Here is an 18,311-nt window from a genome sequence, read left to right as displayed (position 1 = left end):
GCCCCCCGGGCCGGGCGGGGCGAAACCCGGCGGGGTTAGCTCCTCCGCCCCCACCCCGCTTCCGGTGGCATGTTGGCGGCATGGCCAACGACTACCCCCTCCGTCCGCCGCCGCCACTGCTGGACGATGCGTGCGCGCTGTTCCTGGACGTGGACGGCACCCTCATTGAATTTGCCGAAGACCCCGAGGCAGTCACCCTGCTGCCCGAGGTGCGCGAGGCCATTGGCCGCATCAGCGACCGCCTGGAAGGTGCGGTTGCGCTGATCAGCGGGCGACCGCTGGCCCAGCTGGACCGCCTGTTCGCGCCCCTGCACCTGCCCGCCGCCGGCCTGCACGGCCACCAGGTACGTGGCCTGGGCGGTGACACCCACGCCGTCGACGGCCACACCGGCAGCGCCACTGACAGCGACACCAGCGAATGGCTGCACGCCGTGCACCAACAGGCCATGCGGTTCGCGCACGGCCACCCCGGTGTGCTGGTTGAAGACAAAGGCCGCAGCCTCGCATTGCACTGGCGCGGCGCACCGCATGCGGCGAACGAGGTTCGCGCGTTCGCCGAACGCCACATCGGCGGCAACCCCGGCTACCGGCTGCAGCCCGGCGACCACGTGGTGGAGTTCATTCCCGAAGGCAGCGACAAGGGCCGCGCGATCCGCCAGCTCATGCAGCAGCTGCCCTTCCGCGGCCGCATTCCCGTGTTCCTGGGCGACGACCTGACCGACGAATACGGCTTCGATGCCGCCAACACCCTGCATGGCTGGAGCGTGCTGGTGGGCGAGCGCGAGCCCAGCGCCGCGGTCTTCGCCCTGCCCCGTGTGCGCGACGTACACGGCTGGCTGCAGGAAAACGCTTACTGATGTACCCAGAGACCCCCACCCCATGACTGATTCCACCCTGGACCTTGGCGTTGTCGGCAACGGCAGCTTCGGTGCGTTGATCGACCGCCACGCCCGCGTTGTTTGGAGCTGCCTGCCCACCTTCGACGGCGACCCCACCTTCTGCGCGCTGCTGCAGCCCAACCAGCAGGTCGGTGGCGACTTCGCCATCGAACTGGAAGACATGGTCAGCAGCGAACAGAGCTACCTGACCAACACCGCCATCCTGCGCACCGTGCTGCACGACAAGCACGGCGGCTCGCTGGAAATCATCGATTTCGCGCCGCGCTGGCGCCAGAACGACCGTTTCTACCGGCCGGTCAGCCTGATCCGCCAGGTACGCCCGCTGGGCGGCAACCCACGCATCATCGTGCGCGCCCGCCCGCTGGCCGACTGGGGCGCGCGCGTGCCCGAGGCCACCTGGGGCAGCAACCACATCCGCTGGATCCTGCCCGACCACGTGCTGCGCCTGACCACCGACGTGCCGCTGCGCTTCGTGCGCGATGAACTGCCGTTCGTGCTCAGCCACCCCGTGCACCTGGTGCTGGGCGTGGATGAATCGCTCAACCGCTCCCTCAGCGGCTACGTGCAGGAATCGTTCCAGCGCACGCGCGACTACTGGCGCGAATGGGTGCGTTACCTGTCCATTCCGCTGGAATGGCAGGACGCGGTGATCCGCAGTGCCATCACCCTCAAGCTGTGCCAGTACGAAGACAGCGGCGCCATCATCGCCGCGATGACCACCTCCATTCCCGAGGCCCCGGGCAGCATCCGCAACTGGGATTACCGCTACTGCTGGCTGCGCGATGCCGCCTTCGTGGTGCGCGCGCTCAACCGCCTGGGCGCCACCCGCACCATGGAACAGTTCCTGGGCTACATCTTCAACCTGGCCACCGGCGATGGCAGCCTGCAGCCGCTGTACGGCATCGGCTTCGAGGCCAAGCTGGAAGAAAGCGAAGTGGCCTCGCTCGACGGCTACCGTGGCATGGGCCCGGTGCGGCGCGGCAACCTGGCCTGGGTGCAGCGCCAGCACGATGTGTACGGCAGCGTGGTGCTGGCCTCCACCCAGCTGTTCTTCGACCGCCGCCTGCAGGACCCCGGCGACGCGCACACCTTCGCGCGGCTGGAACCACTGGGCGAACAGGCCTTCGCCCTGCACGACGTGCCCGATGCCGGCCTGTGGGAATTCCGCGGCCGCACCGAAGTGCACACCTACACCAGCGCCATGTGCTGGGCGGCCTGCGACCGCCTGTGCAAGATCGCCGTGCGCCTGAAGCTGGACCACCGCGCCGAATACTGGCGCGACCGCGCCAACACCATCCATGCCCGCATCCTGCGCGAGTCCTGGAGCGAAGACCTCGGCCACTTCACCGACACCTACGGCGGCCACCGCCTGGATGCCTCGCTGCTGCTGTTGGCCGACATCGGCTTCATCGCCGCCGACGATGCACGCTTCGTCGCCACCGTCGAAGCCATCGGCCGCGATCTCAAGCACGGCAACGCGCTGTACCGCTACGTGGCCCCGGATGATTTCGGCGAGCCCGAAACCAGCTTCACCATCTGCACGTTCTGGTACATCGACGCGCTGGCCGCCATCGGCCGCCTGGACGAAGCCCGCGAGATGTTCGAAATGCTGCTCGAGCGCCGCAACCACCTGGGCCTGCTGTCCGAAGACCTCGCCTTCGACAACGGCGAAGCGTGGGGCAACTTCCCGCAGACCTATTCGCACGTGGGCCTGGTCACCGCTGCCATGCGGCTGTCGCGCAGCTGGCAGGAAGCCTCATGAGCCGCCTCGTGGTGGTCTCCAACCGCGTGGCTGCGCCCGGCGTGGCCGCACCGGGTGGGCTGGCCGTGGGCCTGCTCGCCGCGTTGAAGGAACGCGGCGGGCTGTGGTTCGGCTGGAGCGGCAAATCCGTACGCGATGACAGCGGGGAGCTGCACGAGCAGACCGAGGGTGACATCCGCTACGTCACCATGGACCTGAACAAGCGCGACGTCGACGGGTACTACAACGGCTTCGCCAACCGCACCCTGTGGCCGCTGCTGCACTTCCGGCTGGACCTGGTGGACTACGACCGCGCCACCCGCGAAACCTACCGCCGGGTCAACGCGCTGTTCGCCGAAAAGCTGGCGCCGCTGCTGCGCGAAGACGACATCGTGTGGATCCACGATTACCACCTGATTCCGCTGGCCTCGCTGCTGCGCGAGCGTGGCATCGGCTGCCGCATCGGTTTCTTCCTGCACGTGCCGATGCCCTCGGCCGACCTGCTGCAGGCCATGCCCGACCACCTGCGGCTGTTCTCCAGCCTGTATGCCTACGACCTGGTGGGCTTCCAGACCCAGCGCGACGCCGACCGCTTCCAGTCCTACGTGCGCTTGTTCGCCGGCGGCAAGGTCCTGCCCGACGGCATGCTGGAAGCGCCCGGCGGGCGCCGCTTCCGCGCCGCGGCGTTCCCGATCGGCATCGATACCGCGCACATCGAACGCCAGGCCAAGGCCGGCGCCAACAAGCCGGCCGTGCGCGACCTGCGCAACAGCCTGCGCGACCGCCAGCTGGCCATTGGCGTGGACCGGCTGGATTACTCCAAGGGCCTGCCCGAACGCTTCCAGGGCTTCGAGCGCTACCTGCAGCGCCACCCCGACCAGCGCGGCAGCCTCACCTACCTGCAGATCGCCCCGGTGTCGCGCGGCGATGTCACCGAGTACCGGCAACTGCGCAGCCAGCTCGAGCAGATCGCCGGCCACATCAACGGCGGCTTTGCCGAACCGGACTGGACCCCGCTGCGCTACGTGAACCAGAACTTCGCCCACGCCACCCTCACCGGGTTCTACCGCGCCGCCGCCGTGGGCCTGGTCACGCCACTGCGCGATGGCATGAACCTGGTGGCCAAGGAGTACGTGGCCTCGCAGGACCCGGAAAACCCCGGCGTGCTGGTGCTGTCGCTACTGGCCGGCGCGGCCGATGAGATGAAGCAGGCGCTGCTGGTGAACCCGCATGACCTGGATGGCGTGGCCGATGCCATCGCCACCGCCGCCACCATGCCGCTGCGCAAACGCGTGGAACGCTGGCAGGCAATGATGGATCACCTGCGCACCCATGACATCAACCACTGGCGCCAAAGCTATCTGGACGCGCTCGAAAACGGCTGATTGCGACATGTTGTCGGGGCATAAAACTGTCGCTTCCGGCATGAAATCGCACACCCCCTGCGCATCATCCGGCGTGATGCGCTCGTTTTAGGAGTGTGTCGTTTTCTGCACGGCCTGCGCTGTCAGGCCGGTAACCGCAGCGTGCCATTTCGATAGGCCTCCTAAATCGTCGGAATCCGCAGCCGATTCGCAACCTGCGGCCCGCGCAACTTTCATTTTTCGTTGACAGGCCGTTCCGACATTGACTCCCGCAACGCCCGTGCATGCCGCAGGGGCTGGAACCGGGAATCGGATTGATGTCACTGCTGGATCGCTTCATCGAAGACACCGCCCTGCACATGGGCCTTGGCCACCGCGCGCGCAACCTGGTGGACGTGCTGGTCGATTACATCCGCGGCCTGCCGGGCGGCATCCAGGGCCTGCGCCGTCGTTTCGATGCAGTGGGCCTGGGCAGCCGCTTCCCCGGTGATGAACGGCCCTCGCGGCTGCTGGCCAGCCAGCTGGAATGCGTGATCGGGCGGGAAGAGCTGGCCGTGCTGGCACGGCGCGCCGCCTTCCCCACCGGCATGTTCGCGGTGGTGGCCTCCGACCTGCTGCCGGGCCTGCTGGAGGTGCTGGAGCAGGAAGCCCGCAGCGCGCAGGCGCCGCATCCCGTGGCGCAGGCGGCGCCGCGCAGCCCCACCCTGCGCCTCGTACGCGGCACCGCCATGCGCGGGCTGCTGTGGGTGATGGTGGCCGGCGTGCTGCTGTGCCTGACCGGCTGGATCCACCAGAAGACCCGGGTGAGCACCGGTGCCGCGCCGGCTTACGCCGAGCAGCAGCACCCGCCGCGGCTCTCGCTGGTGAACAGCGGTGGCGTGATCGACGTACGCGGCCGGCTGCCGGGCGAGGCCGACCGCCGCCGGGTATGGAGCGCGCTGGTGGCCCAATACGGCCAGGGCGGGGTCACCGGCGACATCCTGCGCGACCCGCAGGCACAGGCCCCGCGCTGGCTGGACCGGCTGGTCAGCCTGGCCCCGGTGCTGCGCCACCCCGGGCTGTCGCTGTCGTTCACCGGCGATGCGCTGCACGTGGACATGACCCGGCTGCCGGAGGGCGACCGGATCGCGGTGTCCGATACCCTGCGCCGGGCGTTTGGCCACCTGCAGGTGAGCGGCCTGTGGGACGCGGGGCGGATCGCGCTGGCGCAGCTGCCGGCCGACCCCGCACCGCACGAACTGGTGGCCGCGTTGAACCAGGGCAAGGTCGGGTTCGAGCACAAATCGCCGGTGCTGCGCGCCGACGGCCGCGACATGCTGCGCGCCAGTGCGCAGGCCATCCTGGCCGCCGGGCCCGGCGTGCGCCTGGAAGTGGGCGGGCATACCGACAGCCTGGGCGCTGCCGAGACCAACCTGCAGCTGAGCCAGCAGCGCGCGGATGTGGTGGTGGCGGAACTGCAGGCGTTGGGGGTGCCGGCCAGTGTGCTGGAGCCGCGTGGGTATGGGGAAGAGCATCCGGTGGCCGACAACCGGTTGGACAGTGGCCGGGATCGCAATAGGCGGATCGAATACAGCGTCCTTCGGTGACCGGTCGTAGGGACACGCCATGCGTGTCCGCGCGGCATCAATCGAGAAAACGCGCCGCCTGTGCCGGCGTGGGCAGGAAACACTGCTCATGCCGGCCAAACCACCGGTACCGGTTGCGTGCCAGCGCGCGATACGCACGATCGCGCCAACCGCGCGGCACCACCCGCAGCACGTGCGCCAGCTTCCACACGCCGCCCAACCCGGCCAGGACCCGCACGATGGCATCGGTATCGCTCCACGCGCGGCCCTGCTCCACCAGCAGGAACGACAACGGGTCGTCCGGGTCCAGCCCGTGCTGCTGCAACAACGCACGCCCCTGCGCCCCCTGCATCGCCGCGAACCGGTAGCGCCCAGTGCGATCAAACCGCAACAGGAACCGCACCCAGCGGCTGCAAAGCGCGCAAACACCATCAAACACGATCACGGCCCCGGCATCGGGGCTCACGGCGAAATCCACGCCAAGGTAGCCATCCGCCCCGTCCGTCGATCCCGCCGATGCGAATAGAACCGCGCCGGCTCGGCAATCGTGCTCAGCTGCCCGCCACTGATCGCGCCCGGGTCCAGCCCGGCCGCCACCAGCCGCCGCCGCGCCAGCGCGTACAGATCCACCTTCCAATGCCCCGGACGGGTGGCCACGAACGCCTCCGCTGCCCCGACATCCAGGCCCACGAACGCGGCAAACACGTCCGCGCCGATCTCATACTCGGCCGGCCCGGCCGCCGGCCCCAGCCATGCCTGCAGCTCACCCGGCGGCGCATGCATGGCCGCCACCGTGGCTTCCAGCATGCCGTCGGCCAACCCGCGCCAGCCGGCATGGGCAGCGCCAATCTCGCTGCCATCGCGCCCAGCCAGCACCACCGGCAGGCAGTCGGCGGTCAGGATCGCCAACACCACCCCGGGCACCGAGGTCACCGCCGCATCGGCGGTGGGTTCGGCCTCAATGCCACTGGCTATGGGCGGCGCATCAAACCGCAGCACCCCGGTGCCATGCACCTGGCGCAGCCAGTGCGGTGCCGAGGGCAGCCCCAGCCCGGCCTGCAGCAGCGCGCGGTTGCGCGCCACCTGGTCCGGGTCGTCGCCGTCGGCGGCGGTGCGGTTGCCCATGTTGAACTGGTCGAACGGCGCCTTCGAACCCCCTGCGCCGTGGCGCAGGGTGGTCAGCGCATGCACCCCGGGCGCGGCCGCCCAGTCGGCGGCCAGCACCGGCAGCGGCGCGTCGTGCGACGGAACGGAAGCCGGGGGCGTGGCCATCAGCGGCGACCGCGCTCCAGCTCGGTGAAGCGCTTGGTGTCTTCACGCAGCGCGTCCAGCAGCGCCACCATGTCGGCCGGCAGCGGCGCGCTGTTGCGGATCGGCTCACCGGTGATCGGGTGGGCGAATTCCAGCGTTTCAGCATGCAGCGCCTGGCGCTTGAAGCCGCGCAGCTGCGCGACCAGGTCGTCGGTGGCGCCCTTGGGCAGCTTCAGCGCGCCGCCGTACAGCGAATCGCCCACGATGGCGTGCTTGAGGTGGGCCATGTGCACGCGGATCTGGTGGGTACGCCCGGTTTCCAGGCGGCATTCCAGCGCCGTGTGCGCGCGGAAGCGCTCACGCAGGCGGTAATGGGTCACCGCGTCCTTGCCGTCCTCGCGCACCGCCATGCGGATGCGGTCGCGCGGGTGGCGGTCGATCGGGGCATCGGCGGTACCGCCGGAGACCAGTGCGCCCACCACCACCGCCAGGTACTGGCGGTGCACGTTGCGCGCGGCCAGCTGCTCCACCAGTGCGGTCTGCGCCTGGATCGTGCGGGCCACCACCATCACCCCGCTGGTGTCCTTGTCCAGGCGGTGCACGATGCCCGCACGCGGCAGCACCGACAGGCCCGGGTCGCGGAACAGCAGCGCGTTGACCAGGGTGCCGCTGGGGTTGCCCGCGCCCGGGTGGACCACCAGGCCGACCGGCTTGTTGATCACATAAACGTGTTCATCCTCGTACAGGATGTCCAGCGGGATGTCCTCGGGCTCGGCGTGGGTCTGGGTGTCGAGCACGACATGCAGGCTGGCCACCTCGCCGCCGCGGACCGGGTCGCGCCCGCGCACGGGCTCGCCGTCCAGCAGCACGTCCCCGGACTTGATCCACTCGCTCAGCTTGGAGCGCGAGAATTCGGGGAACAGGTCGGCCAGCACGGCGTCAAAGCGCCGCCCGGCGGCGGTATCAGGCACGACGGCCTGACGGGTGGATTCGGTTTCAGAAGCGTTATCGGACATGGGGAGCACACCGCAGGAAGACAAATTGGGGGTCCCGGCAACCAGTTTCAGTCGCAGGACAGGCCACTAGGCTATCATCGACCCTTCGTATTCCAGCCGCGTCCCGCCCTGACCCCATGATCCGACGCTCTTCCCTGCTGTCCGCGCCCGTCCGCACCGCGGCCCTGATGCTGGTCCTGGCCCTCGTTTCCACCGGCTGCCACCGTGGCGCCAAGGGTGACAACCCGGAAGAAGGCCAGCCTGTCGAAACGATCTACGACAAGAGCCACGGCCTGATGCAGAAGGGCAACTGGAGTGGCGCCGAAGCCACCTTCCGCCGCCTGATCGCCCAGTACCCGTACGGCCCGTACACCGAGCAGGCGATGATCGAAACCGCCTACGCCCAGTACAAGGCCGGCAAGCACGATGACGCGGTGTCGAGCATCGACCGCTTCATCCGTACCTACCCGACCCACCGCAACATCGCCTACATGTACTACCTGCGTGGCCTGGCCAACAGCAACCGCAACACGGTGTTCCTGCGCCGCGTGTGGTCGCTGGACCCGAGCCGCCGCGACCTGTCCACCCCGCGCCAGGCCTACGCCGACTTCAACATCGTGGTCGAGCGTTACCCCAACAGCCGTTACGCTGCCGATGCGCGCCAGCGCATGCTGGAACTGCGCGACGTGTTCGCCCAGCACGAGCTGGACAACGCCCTGTACTACCTGCGCCGCGAAGCCTGGGTATCGGCTGCCGGCCGTGCCAACTACCTGCTGGACACCTACCCGCAGAGCAACTTCCAGTACGACGCCGTGGCTGCCCTGGGCGAGGCTTACACCCACCTGGGCAACAAGACCCTGGCCGACGATGCCCGCCGCGTGCTGGAACTGAACCAGCCCGAGCACCCGTGGCTGCAGGGCAACTGGCCGAAGTACCCGTGGATGATCCGCAAGCTGAACCCGTTCGCCGGCGAGAAGTCCGCCAGCACCGGCCAGCGCAACGCCACGATGAACCGCCGCTGATACCAGCGCGGTGCAGAAAAGAAAAAGGGTCCCTTGCGGGGCCCTTTTTTCTTATCGCGGGCCGTCCTCCGTTCGCGTGGGGACCGGCGTAATCCTGCCATTCGCACCCAGCTCGGTAGACCACGCCGCCATCGCGACCCGACGCACATCCGGCGCCCGCATCGCACCGTTGTAGTCCGGCTTGGGTTCGGCCTGGCGAACGATGAGGCCCGCCACAGCCAATACCTGAAAACGCCCCACGGCGTAATCTGCCGGCGGGATCACGGCAGGTGCCTGCAGCGCTGGCCGATTGCTGATCAGGGCCGGCGTGGGCCGGAAAGCAAATGCCGATTCGCTGCGCTGGGCCGACGGCGCGGGAACGTGGATGGGATTGTGATCAATGCGCATGCGCATAAGCTCCGAGGGAAAGATCCCGCGACTCTACCCATCCCCCATAGGCGCGCTTCCGCGTTTCGCTCAGCCCTTATAGCCGTTGCTGATCGGGTAGCGGCGCTCGCGGCCGAACGCGCGGCGCGAAACCTTCGGGCCGGGGGCGGCCTGGTGGCGCTTCCACTCGCTGGTGCGCACCAGGCGCAGCACGCGGTCCACCACCTCGGCGGCGTACCCTGCCCCCACGATCTCCTCGCGTGACTGCTCCTGGTCCACATAGCGGTACAGGATGCCGTCCAGCACGTCGTAGGCCGGCAGCGAATCCTGGTCGGTCTGGTTGGCGCGCAGCTCGGCCGACGGCGGCCGGGCGATCACCGCCGGCGGAATCACCGGCGCCCCGCCCACCGTGTTGCGCCACTTGGACAGGCCGAACACCTCGGTCTTGTACAGGTCCTTCAGCGGCGCGTAGCCACCGCACATGTCGCCGTAGATGGTGGCGTAGCCCACCGCGTATTCGCTCTTGTTGCCGGTGGTGAGCAACAGCCCGCCGAACTTGTTGGACAGCGCCATCAGGATCACGCCGCGCGCGCGCGACTGCAGGTTCTCCTCGGTCACATCTGCAGCCTGCCCTTCGAACATCGGCCCCAGCGCGGTCATCAGGCCTTCGAACACCGGCTCGATCGAGACCGCTTCCAGCTTCACCCCCAGCGCGCGGCACTGCTCGGCGGCCAGGTCGTTGGACATATCGGCGGTGTAGCGCGACGGCAGCCGCACGGCGGTGACGTTGTCCGCGCCCAGCGCATCCACCGCCATCGCCAGCACCAGCGCCGAATCGATGCCGCCGGACAAACCCAGCCACACCTTCTTGAAGCCGTTCTTGCCGCAGTAATCGCGGATGCCACGGGTTACCGCTCGCCAGGCCAGCGCATCCATGCTCTCGTCGCCATCGTCCATCCACTCGCGCGGCAGGAAGCGGCGGCTTTCGGCGTCGTAATCCACCACCAGCCACTGGTCGGTGAAGGCCGCTGCGGCCGGGTGCACGGTGCCATCGCCATCGGCCACCACCGAGGCGCCATCGAAGGTGAGCGCATCCTGCCCGCCCACCATGTTGAGGTACAGCAGCGCCGCGCCGGTTTCGCGGGTGCGCTCGGCCAGCAGCGCATCGCGCTGGGCGTGCTTGCCGCGCTCGTAGGGCGAGGCATTGGGTACCACCACCAGTTCCGCACCCTGGCGCACGGTGTCGGCCAGCGGCTCGGGGAACCACAGGTCTTCGCAGACCAGCACGCCCACCGGCACGCCCTTCAGCTCGAACACGCAGCTGCCGCCATCCGGGTCCACATCGAAGTAGCGGCGCTCATCGAACACCGCGTAGTTGGGCAGTTCGCGCTTGCGGTAGGTGTGCAGCACCTGGCCATCGCGCAGCACGCTGGCCGCGTTGTAGACCACCGCACCGGTGGCCTCGGGCCAGCCGACCACGGCGGTGATGCCCTGGGTACTTTCGGCGATGCGGGCAAGTGCCTGCTGGCAGTCGTACAGGAAGCGCGGGCGCAGCAGCAGGTCTTCGGGCGGGTAGCCGCTGATGGCCAGTTCGGGGAACACCACCAATTCGGCGCCGAACTCATCGCGCGCCTCGGCGATCATCGCGATGATGTTGTCGGTGTTCTGCGCGACCGCGCCCACCGGAAAATCGAACTGGGCCATCGCGATGCGGATCGACGTCATGGGGTGAAGCCTGTGGTTGCGATACCCCATTGTAGCGCCGGTGGTTTGCCGCACCACAAAAGCAGAAAAGCCGCCCCGGTGGGACGGCTTTTCCTTTGCCGACCAACAGTCGGCGCTACGCGTTGTCGGCCGCGTTGCGGCCGGCGCGGTTACTTCACCAGCTTGGCGATGGCGGCGCCCAGGTCGCCCGGCGAGCGGACGGTGACCACACCGGCAGCTTCCATGGCGGCGAACTTGCCTTCGGCAGTGCCCTTGCCGCCCGATGCGATCGCACCGGCGTGGCCCATGCGCTTGCCGGCCGGAGCCGAAGCGCCCGCGATGAAGCCCACAACCGGCTTCTTCACGAACTGCTTGATGTACTCAGCGCCTGCTTCCTCGGCGTCGCCGCCGATTTCGCCGACCATGATGATGCCTTCGGTCTGCGGGTCTTCGTTGAACAGCTTGAGGCAGTCAACGAAGTTCAGGCCGTTGATCGGGTCGCCACCGATACCGATGCAGGTCGACTGGCCCAGGCCCACTTCCGTGGTCTGCTTGACCGCTTCATAGGTCAGGGTGCCCGAACGGGACACGATGCCGATCTTGCCCGGCTTGTGGATGTGGCCCGGCATGATGCCGATCTTGCACTCGCCCGGGGTGATCACGCCGGGGCAGTTCGGCCCGATCAGCACGGTGTCCGGGTGCGAACGGGTCAGCACGTTCTTCACGCGCAGCATGTCCAGCACCGGAATGCCTTCGGTGATGCACACGATGACCTTGATGCCGGCAGCCGCAGCTTCCAGGATCGCATCAGCCGCGTACGGCGGCGGCACGTAGATGACCGAGGCGTTGGCGCCGGTGCTCTGCACGGCGTCGGCAACGGTGTTGAAGACCGGCAGGTCGATGTGGGTCGTGCCGCCCTTGCCCGGGGTCACGCCGCCAACAACCTGGGTGCCGTACTCGATCATCTGAGTGGCGTGGAAGGTACCCTGCTGGCCGGTGAAGCCCTGCACGATCACCTTGGTGTTCTTGTTAATCAAAACGGACATTGGATTTCCTTCGGTGTCGGATCAGGCGGCGTTCTTGACAGCTTCAACGACCTTCTTGGCACCGTCGTTGATGTTGTCGGCCGGGATGATGGCCATGCCGCTGTCACGCAGCAGCTGCTTGCCTTCTTCCACGTTGGTGCCTTCCAGGCGCACCACGACCGGAACCTTGACGCCCACTTCCTTCACAGCGGCGATGATGCCTTCGGCAATCATGTCGCAGCGGACGATGCCGCCGAAGATGTTGACGAAGATGCCTTCGACCTTGTCCGAAGACAGGATCAGCTTGAACGCTTCGATGACGCGCTGCTTGTTCGCACCGCCGCCCACGTCCAGGAAGTTCGCCGGCTCGCCGCCGTTGAGCTTGATGACGTCCATGGTGGCCATGGCCAGGCCGGCGCCGTTCACCATGCAGCCGATGTTGCCGTCCATGGTGACGTAGTTGATGTCCAGCTCCGAAGCGGTCACTTCGGTTTCGTCTTCCTGGGTCTTGTCGCGCATGGCGACCAGGGCCTTCTGACGGAACGCGGCGTTGTCGTCGCTGTCGAACTTGCCGTCCAGCGCGTACAGGTTGCCGTCGTCCAGGATGGCCAGCGGGTTGATTTCAACCAGCGCCAGGTCCTTTTCGTTGAACAGCTTGTACAGGTTCACCATGATGCTGGCGAACTGGCCGGCCTGCTTGGCGGTCAGGCCGAGCTTGAAGCCGAAATCGCGGCCGTGGTAACCCTGCACGCCTTCAACGAAATCAACGTTGAGCGAGTGGATCAGCTCCGGGGTTTCAGCAGCAACCTGCTCGATCTCCACGCCGCCTTCCGAAGAAGCGATGTAGGTGATGGTCTTGGTGCCACGGTCAACCAGCACCGACAGGTACAGCTCCTTGACGATCTCACCGGCGGTGGTCACCAGCACCAGGTTGACCGGCAGTTCAACGCCTGCGGTCTGGTAGGTGGCCATCTTGGTGCCGAGCATCTTGGCCGCAGCGGCCTTGACGTCATCGGTGGTCTTGCAGAACTTGACGCCGCCAGCCTTGCCGCGACCGCCCGCATGGATCTGCGCCTTCACCATCCAGGGGCCCTGGCCCAGGGAGTTGGCAGCTGCGACGGCTTCATCGGGGGTTGCCGCGACCTTGCCGGCCGGGACGGGAATGCCGTACTCGGCAAGCAGCTGTTTTGACTGGTATTCGTGGAAATTCATGCGTCACCGTGGGAATAGGAACGACCGCACGCACGGACCGCGGCGGGCCCACTATTGTGGACGACCCGGCGGCGCGGCGCAAAGAAACCGGGCCCCCGGCGTGAAGAAGGGGAGATTTCCACCTTCATTCAGGCAGTTGCGCCGGGGCCGCCCCCCCGGGGGTGGGTCGGGAATGGTCAAAATGCGCGGTTCGGGGCCCAAAGCTATGCCTATACTGGGCCCAGCCAGAAGGGGAGTTCCGGCGTGTCACCCAGTGCTTCATTGATCGACCGCATCGAGTCCATGCCGAAGCGGGAGCTGTACTTTTTCGCCCTCTACCGGGTCCTGATCGCAGCGGTCATCGCCGCCCTGCTGTTCAGCCCATTGAGCGCGATGGTGGGCGAATCCACCCACCCGCAGCTGGCCGCCGTGGTCAGCGGCAGCTACCTGGCGCTCTCGCTGCTGATCCTGATGGCCGGCCGCAGCGAGCGCTGGCTGCGCCCCATCGTGGTGGGCAGCGTGCTCATCGACATTATCGCCACCGTGCTGCTGGCCCACGCCCTGCCCGGCGCCAGCGCCGGCCTGTCCATGGCCCTGCTGTTCAACATCGCCGCCGCCGCCACCCTGCTGCCGCTCTCGCTGGGCCTGGGCCTGGCCCTGGCCGCCGCCGCAGCCACCGCCGGCGAATACACCTGGAACCTGCTGGAAACCGGCGAGCCCAACCGCACCCTGGCCGAGCTGGCCATGTTCATCACCAGCTTCCTGGCCCTGGCGTTCGTGAGCTACCAGGTGGGCAACCGCGCCCGCCGCAACCAGCAGCTGGCCAATCAGCGCGGCGCGGAGGTGGCCAACCTGTTCGAGATCAACGAACTGATCATCCGCCGCATGCGCACCGGCGTGCTGGTGGTGGACGGGGCCAACCGCATCACCCTGGCCAACGAAGCGGCCTCCACGCTGATCGGCGACAACGAAGGCAACAGCGGCAGCGGCCTGCTGGAACTGGGCAGCGCCGCGCCCGACCTCAGCCGCCGCCTGCTGCGCTGGCGCAACGGCTGGACCAACGAAGAAACGCCCCTGCAGCTCTCGCCCGACCAGCCCGAAGTGCAGCCCCGCTTCGCCCGCCTGCTGGCCGGCAGCGACCTCACCCTGGTGTTCCTGGACGATTCCACCGTGGTCTCGCGCCGCGCCGAATCGCTCACCCTCTCGGCCATGGGCCGATTCTCGGCCAGCCTGGCCCATGAGATCCGCAACCCGCTGGCGGCCATCAACTACGCCGCCCAGCTGCTGGAAGAATCCACCGTCATTGGCGATACCGACCGCCGCCTGCTGCAGATCATCCACCAGCAGTGCCAGCGCACCAACGGCATCGTGGAAAGCGTGCTCGGCCTGGCCCGGCGCGAGCGGGCCAACCCGGAAAACCTGGACCTGGCCGCCTTCGTGCGCCGCTTCGTGCTGGAGTACAAGCAGAGCCTCACGCTGGAAACCGACAGCATCGAGCCGATCATCAGCGAAAGCTCGGTGCATGGCCTGGTGGACCCGCGCCACCTGCACCAGATCCTCACCGTGCTGGTGCACAACGCCTTGAAGTACGGCCGCACCGGGCAGGACCCGGCCCGCGTACGCCTGCGTGTGGCCCGCCAGGACCGCAACGCGGTGATCGACGTGATGGACCGTGGCCCGGGCATTCCCGAATCGGTGGCCAGCCAGCTGTTCCGCCCGTTCTACACCACTTCCGAACATGGCACCGGGCTGGGCCTGTATATCGCCCGCGAACTGTGCAAGGCCAACCAGGCCAACCTGGAGTATGTGTCGGTGCCGGCCGGCGGCGCCTGCTTCCGGCTGGTACTGCCCGGCCCGCACACCATGCTGCCGCAATGACGCGCTACCCTGCAGGCGTCAATAGTTTGTCGTTTTCAACCGCACTCGGCTATCTTTCCCCCATATGAACGAAAACCGCAGCGCCCTCGTCGTCGACGACGAACGCGACATCCGCGAACTGCTGGTACTGACCCTGGGCCGCATGGGCCTGCGCATCAGCACCGCGGCCAACCTCGCCGAAGCGCGCGAGCTGCTGGCCAGCAACCCGTACGACCTGTGCATCACCGACATGCGGCTGCCTGATGGCAACGGCATCGAGCTGGTCACCGAAATCGCCCAGCACTATCCGCGCACCCCGGTGGCGATGATCACCGCGTTCGGCAGCATGGACCTGGCGGTGGAAGCGTTGAAGGCCGGCGCGTTCGATTTCGTCAGCAAGCCGGTGGACATCTCGGTGCTGCGCGGGCTGGTCAAGCACGCGCTGGAACTCAACAACACCGAACGCCCTGCCCCGCCGCCGCTGACCAGCGATACCACCGCGCGGTTGCTTGGCGACTCCCAGGCGATGGATGGCCTGCGCGCCACCATCACCAAGGTGGCCCGCAGCCAGGCGCCGGTGTACATCCTGGGCGAATCGGGCGTGGGCAAGGAGCTGGTGGCCCGCACCATCCACGGCGAGAGCGCGCGCGCGGCCGGCCCGTTCGTGCCGGTGAACTGCGGTGCCATTCCATCGGAACTGATGGAAAGCGAATTCTTCGGGCACAAGAAGGGCAGCTTCAGCGGCGCCCATGCCGACAAGCCGGGCCTGTTCCAGGCTGCGCACGGCGGCACGCTGTTCCTGGACGAAGTGGCCGAACTGCCGCTGCAGATGCAGGTGAAGCTGCTGCGTGCGATCCAGGAAAAATCGATCCGCCCGGTGGGTTCTGCCACCGAAGTGCCGGTGGATGTGCGCATTCTTTCTGCCACGCACAAGGATCTGGGCGATCTGGTGGAAGACGGGCGGTTCCGCCACGATCTGTATTACCGCATCAACGTGATTGAACTGCGCGTGCCGCCGCTGCGCGAGCGCCGTAGTGATCTGCCGCAGCTGGCGGCATCGATCCTGGCCCGGTTGGCCCGTACGCATGGGCGGCCTACGCCGCTGCTGGCGCCGTCGGCGCTGGAAGCCATGGGCACGTATCACTTCCCGGGCAACGTGCGCGAACTGGAGAACATCCTGGAGCGTGCATTGGCGCTGGCCGAGGGTGACACCATCGGGGCGAGCGACCTGCGGTTGCCGCAGCAGGGTGCGCCGCGTCATGGTGGCGGCCTGGTGGCGCCGCATGAAGAAGCGGTGGTGGATCTGCCGGCGGGTAACGGCGCGCTGCCTTCCTACATCGAGCAGATGGAACGCACCGCGATCCAGAAGGCGCTGGAAGAGAACCGCTGGAACAAGACGCGCACTGCTGCGCAGCTGGGCATCACGTTCCGCGCGTTGCGCTACAAGCTGAAAAAGCTGGGAATGGACTAAAGGCAGGTCCTGTTTACTCGTAGAGCCACGCCCTGCGTGGCTGCGACGCGCCGACCAACCCAACCGCCCACGGGTCCGATTCACCCGGCATCCCGCTGGACACGCATGGCGTGTCGCTACCCATCCTGCCTGCGGCCCGCACCGCGCTGGACACGCATGGCGTGTCACTACCGATCACCTCTACGCCGCCACCTCGCAGTGTCGCAACAGGCACAAACCCGCGTAGCGACACGCCACGCGTGTCCCACGTAACGCCAAGACACACTGTCGCCAACACCCCAACAAAACCGCACCGCCGTCGCACTACGGCTCCAACCCGAGCCGCTAGCGACAACCTGTTGGCATCGCCTATCAAACCCGGCAAAACCAACAGACACAATCGATTGGCGACGGAACTCACCAACCCGCATGGTGTGCCACGGAGCTTCGAATCTCCTAGATCAGTCAAAATTTTGGACGTCCCATGTCGGGAGGGTGGCTAATACAAGACCCCTCAACCGGGGAAATACGCCCGCCGTATGACTGATCGCGGATTCGAACCTCCCGGCTCCCTTGCCCTACCGGCAAGGGAGATTTCCCCTCGGAGGCTCCCCCATGCGCTCGCCACGCAACACCCCCCTCTTCCCCGAACTACACCTACCCACGGCCGACCACCCGCGCCACTACACCGTGCGCGCACACACCTACGCCTGGATGGACACCTTCAACGGCGGCACGGTCCCGTGCCTGTCAATACACGGCCGTTGGCTGGAGAGCGCCGGCTTCAAGGTCGGCGCAAGCGTAAGCATCGAAGCAACCCAGGGCCAGCTGATCGTGACCTTGATCGAGTACCCCGAAGAAGCGCGCCGAAGCACCTCCACGGCCTTCGAGAAACACGTCGCCAAGCTGGGCCGCACCACCCCGGACAGCCGAATCATCGTCGAGCACCCCGGCTGGCTGGTGCGCGAACTCATCCTGGCCCCGATGGGCGCCTCCACCCTGGACTTCGCCCACGCCATCGGCGTATCGCAGGACTTCGCCGAATGCTTCCTCGCCGGCGACCAGGACGTGGATCTCGATCTAGCCCAGCGTCTTGGGCCGTTCTGTCGAACCTCTCAAGGCTTGTGGCTGGACCTGCAACTCAAGCACCGCTTGATCCGCTGATAGTATCAAAGCCGTAGAGCCACGCCCTGCGTGGCTGAAGCGATCAAAGTGGCGTCGCGCAGTACACGCCCCTTACTTGATGTACTGCTTCAGCACTAGATCCACTCAGTTCACACACGCCCAAAGACTAAGACTTCCGGCCACGTCGTCTCTTACGTGCGACACCATCTCTGGAAACCCGGCGCCGAGACACATTGATGAATAGGGCGAACCCGATTCCAGAGGCGAACCATAGACCACCAATCAACCAGTTCGCTGCAGTCTCGCCCAGCAATACATTCAATGATTCATTCAACTGGCACTCCGTTCGACATGGAACAGCACCTGACGTGAGCCCGAACGCAACCGCAGCGCCATAAGCACCGAATAACAGCCCGAGCAGCGTCCCAAAGATTCGAACAAACGGGCGCATCATCGTCACTTGAGGAAGTCCGTGATCATTTGAATTACATCGAGCCGCCCAGCTTTGGGCTCGTTGTTAGCAGGTTGATCAATATGGTACGGCTGCAGACAAGTACATCCCCTTGCGTGCACCTCCGCAACCGTTGGATTAGACGGCGTCCAGTTGGTAATGATCTCGCTATTGATTGAACACTCCATTGGGTCGCCTCGACATAGGGCAGCTGCACAGTACTGTGTATAGCCCAATCCACTCATAAGCCCCGCCCCGGGGCGGGGGGGGGGGGGGGGGGGGGGGGGGGGGGGGGGGGGGGGGGG

15 protein-coding genes are annotated in these 18,311 nt (G+C 67.0%); 8 read left to right on the top strand and 7 right to left on the bottom strand.

The annotated features are described in order from the left end of the window. The first annotated feature begins 80 nt into the window (after positions 1 to 80). The 4 genes from otsB to QMX79_RS14820 all read left to right on the top strand — a co-directional run bounded on the left by otsB (position 81) and on the right by QMX79_RS14820 (position 5,590). Positions 81 to 857: a trehalose-phosphatase gene (gene otsB, locus QMX79_RS14835; RefSeq protein ID WP_282247411.1), complete on the top strand. Its 777-nt coding sequence runs from the start codon at positions 81 to 83 to the stop codon at positions 855 to 857. A gap of 22 nt (positions 858 to 879) precedes the next feature. After that, complete coding sequence (locus tag QMX79_RS14830) at positions 880 to 2,661, top strand: glycoside hydrolase family 15 protein (RefSeq protein ID WP_282247410.1); 1,782 nt, start codon at positions 880 to 882, stop codon at positions 2,659 to 2,661. After that, the gene (otsA, locus tag QMX79_RS14825) at positions 2,658 to 4,025 is read left to right on the top strand and encodes an alpha,alpha-trehalose-phosphate synthase (UDP-forming) (RefSeq protein WP_282247409.1); all 1,368 of its coding nucleotides are present in this window, start codon (positions 2,658 to 2,660) and stop codon (positions 4,023 to 4,025) included. Before QMX79_RS14830 ends, otsA begins: the two co-directional genes overlap by 4 nt. Before the next feature lie 296 nt (positions 4,026 to 4,321). After that, positions 4,322 to 5,590, top strand: coding sequence for an OmpA family protein (locus QMX79_RS14820; protein ID WP_282247408.1), 1,269 nt, complete (start codon positions 4,322 to 4,324; stop codon positions 5,588 to 5,590). Between the two features lie 37 nt (positions 5,591 to 5,627). Here the strand turns inward: QMX79_RS14820 and QMX79_RS14815 are convergent, their stop codons facing one another. From QMX79_RS14815 to rluD, 3 genes are read right to left on the bottom strand one after another with little or no spacing between them, the layout of a single operon-like run. Continuing rightward, a complete protein-coding gene (locus tag QMX79_RS14815) occupies positions 5,628 to 6,035 on the bottom strand; it encodes a thiol-disulfide oxidoreductase DCC family protein (RefSeq protein WP_336618870.1) in 408 nt (135 codons plus the stop codon). Next, positions 6,032 to 6,841: a peptidoglycan editing factor PgeF gene (gene pgeF / locus QMX79_RS14810; protein ID WP_282247406.1), complete on the bottom strand. Its 810-nt coding sequence runs from the start codon at positions 6,839 to 6,841 to the stop codon at positions 6,032 to 6,034. Before pgeF ends, QMX79_RS14815 begins: the two co-directional genes overlap by 4 nt. Continuing rightward, positions 6,841 to 7,836, bottom strand: a complete 996-nt coding sequence (gene rluD / locus QMX79_RS14805; RefSeq protein ID WP_282247405.1) for a 23S rRNA pseudouridine(1911/1915/1917) synthase RluD — start codon at positions 7,834 to 7,836, stop codon at positions 6,841 to 6,843. The genes pgeF and rluD overlap by 1 nt, the downstream gene beginning before the upstream one ends. A gap of 116 nt (positions 7,837 to 7,952) precedes the next feature. Here rluD and QMX79_RS14800 point away from each other — a divergent pair, with 116 nt between their 5' ends. After that, entirely contained in the window at positions 7,953 to 8,837 is an 885-nt protein-coding gene (locus tag QMX79_RS14800) for an outer membrane protein assembly factor BamD (RefSeq protein ID WP_282247404.1), read from the top strand. A gap of 51 nt (positions 8,838 to 8,888) precedes the next feature. Here the strand turns inward: QMX79_RS14800 and QMX79_RS14795 are convergent, their stop codons facing one another. The 4 genes from QMX79_RS14795 to sucC all read right to left on the bottom strand — a co-directional run bounded on the left by QMX79_RS14795 (position 8,889) and on the right by sucC (position 13,144). Next, positions 8,889 to 9,224, bottom strand: coding sequence for a hypothetical protein (locus tag QMX79_RS14795; RefSeq protein ID WP_282247403.1), 336 nt, complete (start codon positions 9,222 to 9,224; stop codon positions 8,889 to 8,891). A 69-nt stretch (positions 9,225 to 9,293) separates the two neighbouring features. Beyond that, positions 9,294 to 10,928, bottom strand: a complete 1,635-nt coding sequence (locus tag QMX79_RS14790; protein WP_282247402.1) for an NAD+ synthase — start codon at positions 10,926 to 10,928, stop codon at positions 9,294 to 9,296. Positions 10,929 to 11,077: 149 nt separating this feature from the next. Next, positions 11,078 to 11,953: a succinate--CoA ligase subunit alpha gene (gene sucD, locus QMX79_RS14785; RefSeq protein ID WP_012511927.1), complete on the bottom strand. Its 876-nt coding sequence runs from the start codon at positions 11,951 to 11,953 to the stop codon at positions 11,078 to 11,080. A gap of 21 nt (positions 11,954 to 11,974) precedes the next feature. Beyond that, entirely contained in the window at positions 11,975 to 13,144 is a 1,170-nt protein-coding gene (sucC, locus tag QMX79_RS14780) for an ADP-forming succinate--CoA ligase subunit beta (protein ID WP_068853794.1), read from the bottom strand. A 243-nt stretch (positions 13,145 to 13,387) separates the two neighbouring features. Here sucC and QMX79_RS14775 point away from each other — a divergent pair, with 243 nt between their 5' ends. The 3 genes from QMX79_RS14775 (at position 13,388) to QMX79_RS14765 (ending at position 17,594) form a co-directional block, all read left to right on the top strand. After that, the gene (locus QMX79_RS14775) at positions 13,388 to 15,001 is read left to right on the top strand and encodes an ATP-binding protein (protein ID WP_282247401.1); all 1,614 of its coding nucleotides are present in this window, start codon (positions 13,388 to 13,390) and stop codon (positions 14,999 to 15,001) included. Positions 15,002 to 15,065: 64 nt separating this feature from the next. Next, on the top strand, positions 15,066 to 16,451 hold the full coding sequence (locus tag QMX79_RS14770) for a sigma-54 dependent transcriptional regulator (protein ID WP_282247400.1): 1,386 nt from the start codon (positions 15,066 to 15,068) through the stop codon (positions 16,449 to 16,451). Between the two features lie 594 nt (positions 16,452 to 17,045). Next, positions 17,046 to 17,594, top strand: coding sequence for a SymE family type I addiction module toxin (locus QMX79_RS14765; RefSeq protein ID WP_282247399.1), 549 nt, complete (start codon positions 17,046 to 17,048; stop codon positions 17,592 to 17,594). Positions 17,595 to 18,311: the final 717 nt, after the last annotated feature.

It is taken from the genome of Stenotrophomonas sp. PS02300 (assembly GCF_029959395.1).
GTDB lineage: Bacteria > Pseudomonadota > Gammaproteobacteria > Xanthomonadales > Xanthomonadaceae > Stenotrophomonas > Stenotrophomonas maltophilia_AD.
Note: the sequence above shows the minus strand (reverse complement) of the source record. Positions and strands in the feature narration are given on the sequence as shown.

What these genes read in the sequence shown, in the direction of transcription:
- otsB (WP_282247411.1), top strand. Translation starts at nt 81, where the DNA reads ATGGCCAACGACTACCCCCTCCGTCCGCCGCCGCCACTGCTGGACGAT.
- QMX79_RS14830 (WP_282247410.1), top strand. Translation starts at nt 880, where the DNA reads ATGACTGATTCCACCCTGGACCTTGGCGTTGTCGGCAACGGCAGCTTC.
- otsA (WP_282247409.1), top strand. Translation starts at nt 2,658, where the DNA reads ATGAGCCGCCTCGTGGTGGTCTCCAACCGCGTGGCTGCGCCCGGCGTG.
- QMX79_RS14820 (WP_282247408.1), top strand. Translation starts at nt 4,322, where the DNA reads ATGTCACTGCTGGATCGCTTCATCGAAGACACCGCCCTGCACATGGGC.
- pgeF (WP_282247406.1), bottom strand. Translation starts at nt 6,841, where the DNA reads ATGGCCACGCCCCCGGCTTCCGTTCCGTCGCACGACGCGCCGCTGCCG.
- rluD (WP_282247405.1), bottom strand. Translation starts at nt 7,836, where the DNA reads ATGTCCGATAACGCTTCTGAAACCGAATCCACCCGTCAGGCCGTCGTG.
- QMX79_RS14800 (WP_282247404.1), top strand. Translation starts at nt 7,953, where the DNA reads ATGATCCGACGCTCTTCCCTGCTGTCCGCGCCCGTCCGCACCGCGGCC.
- QMX79_RS14795 (WP_282247403.1), bottom strand. Translation starts at nt 9,224, where the DNA reads ATGCGCATTGATCACAATCCCATCCACGTTCCCGCGCCGTCGGCCCAG.
- QMX79_RS14790 (WP_282247402.1), bottom strand. Translation starts at nt 10,928, where the DNA reads ATGACGTCGATCCGCATCGCGATGGCCCAGTTCGATTTTCCGGTGGGC.
- sucD (WP_012511927.1), bottom strand. Translation starts at nt 11,953, where the DNA reads ATGTCCGTTTTGATTAACAAGAACACCAAGGTGATCGTGCAGGGCTTC.
- sucC (WP_068853794.1), bottom strand. Translation starts at nt 13,144, where the DNA reads ATGAATTTCCACGAATACCAGTCAAAACAGCTGCTTGCCGAGTACGGC.
- QMX79_RS14770 (WP_282247400.1), top strand. Translation starts at nt 15,066, where the DNA reads ATGAACGAAAACCGCAGCGCCCTCGTCGTCGACGACGAACGCGACATC.
- QMX79_RS14765 (WP_282247399.1), top strand. Translation starts at nt 17,046, where the DNA reads ATGCGCTCGCCACGCAACACCCCCCTCTTCCCCGAACTACACCTACCC.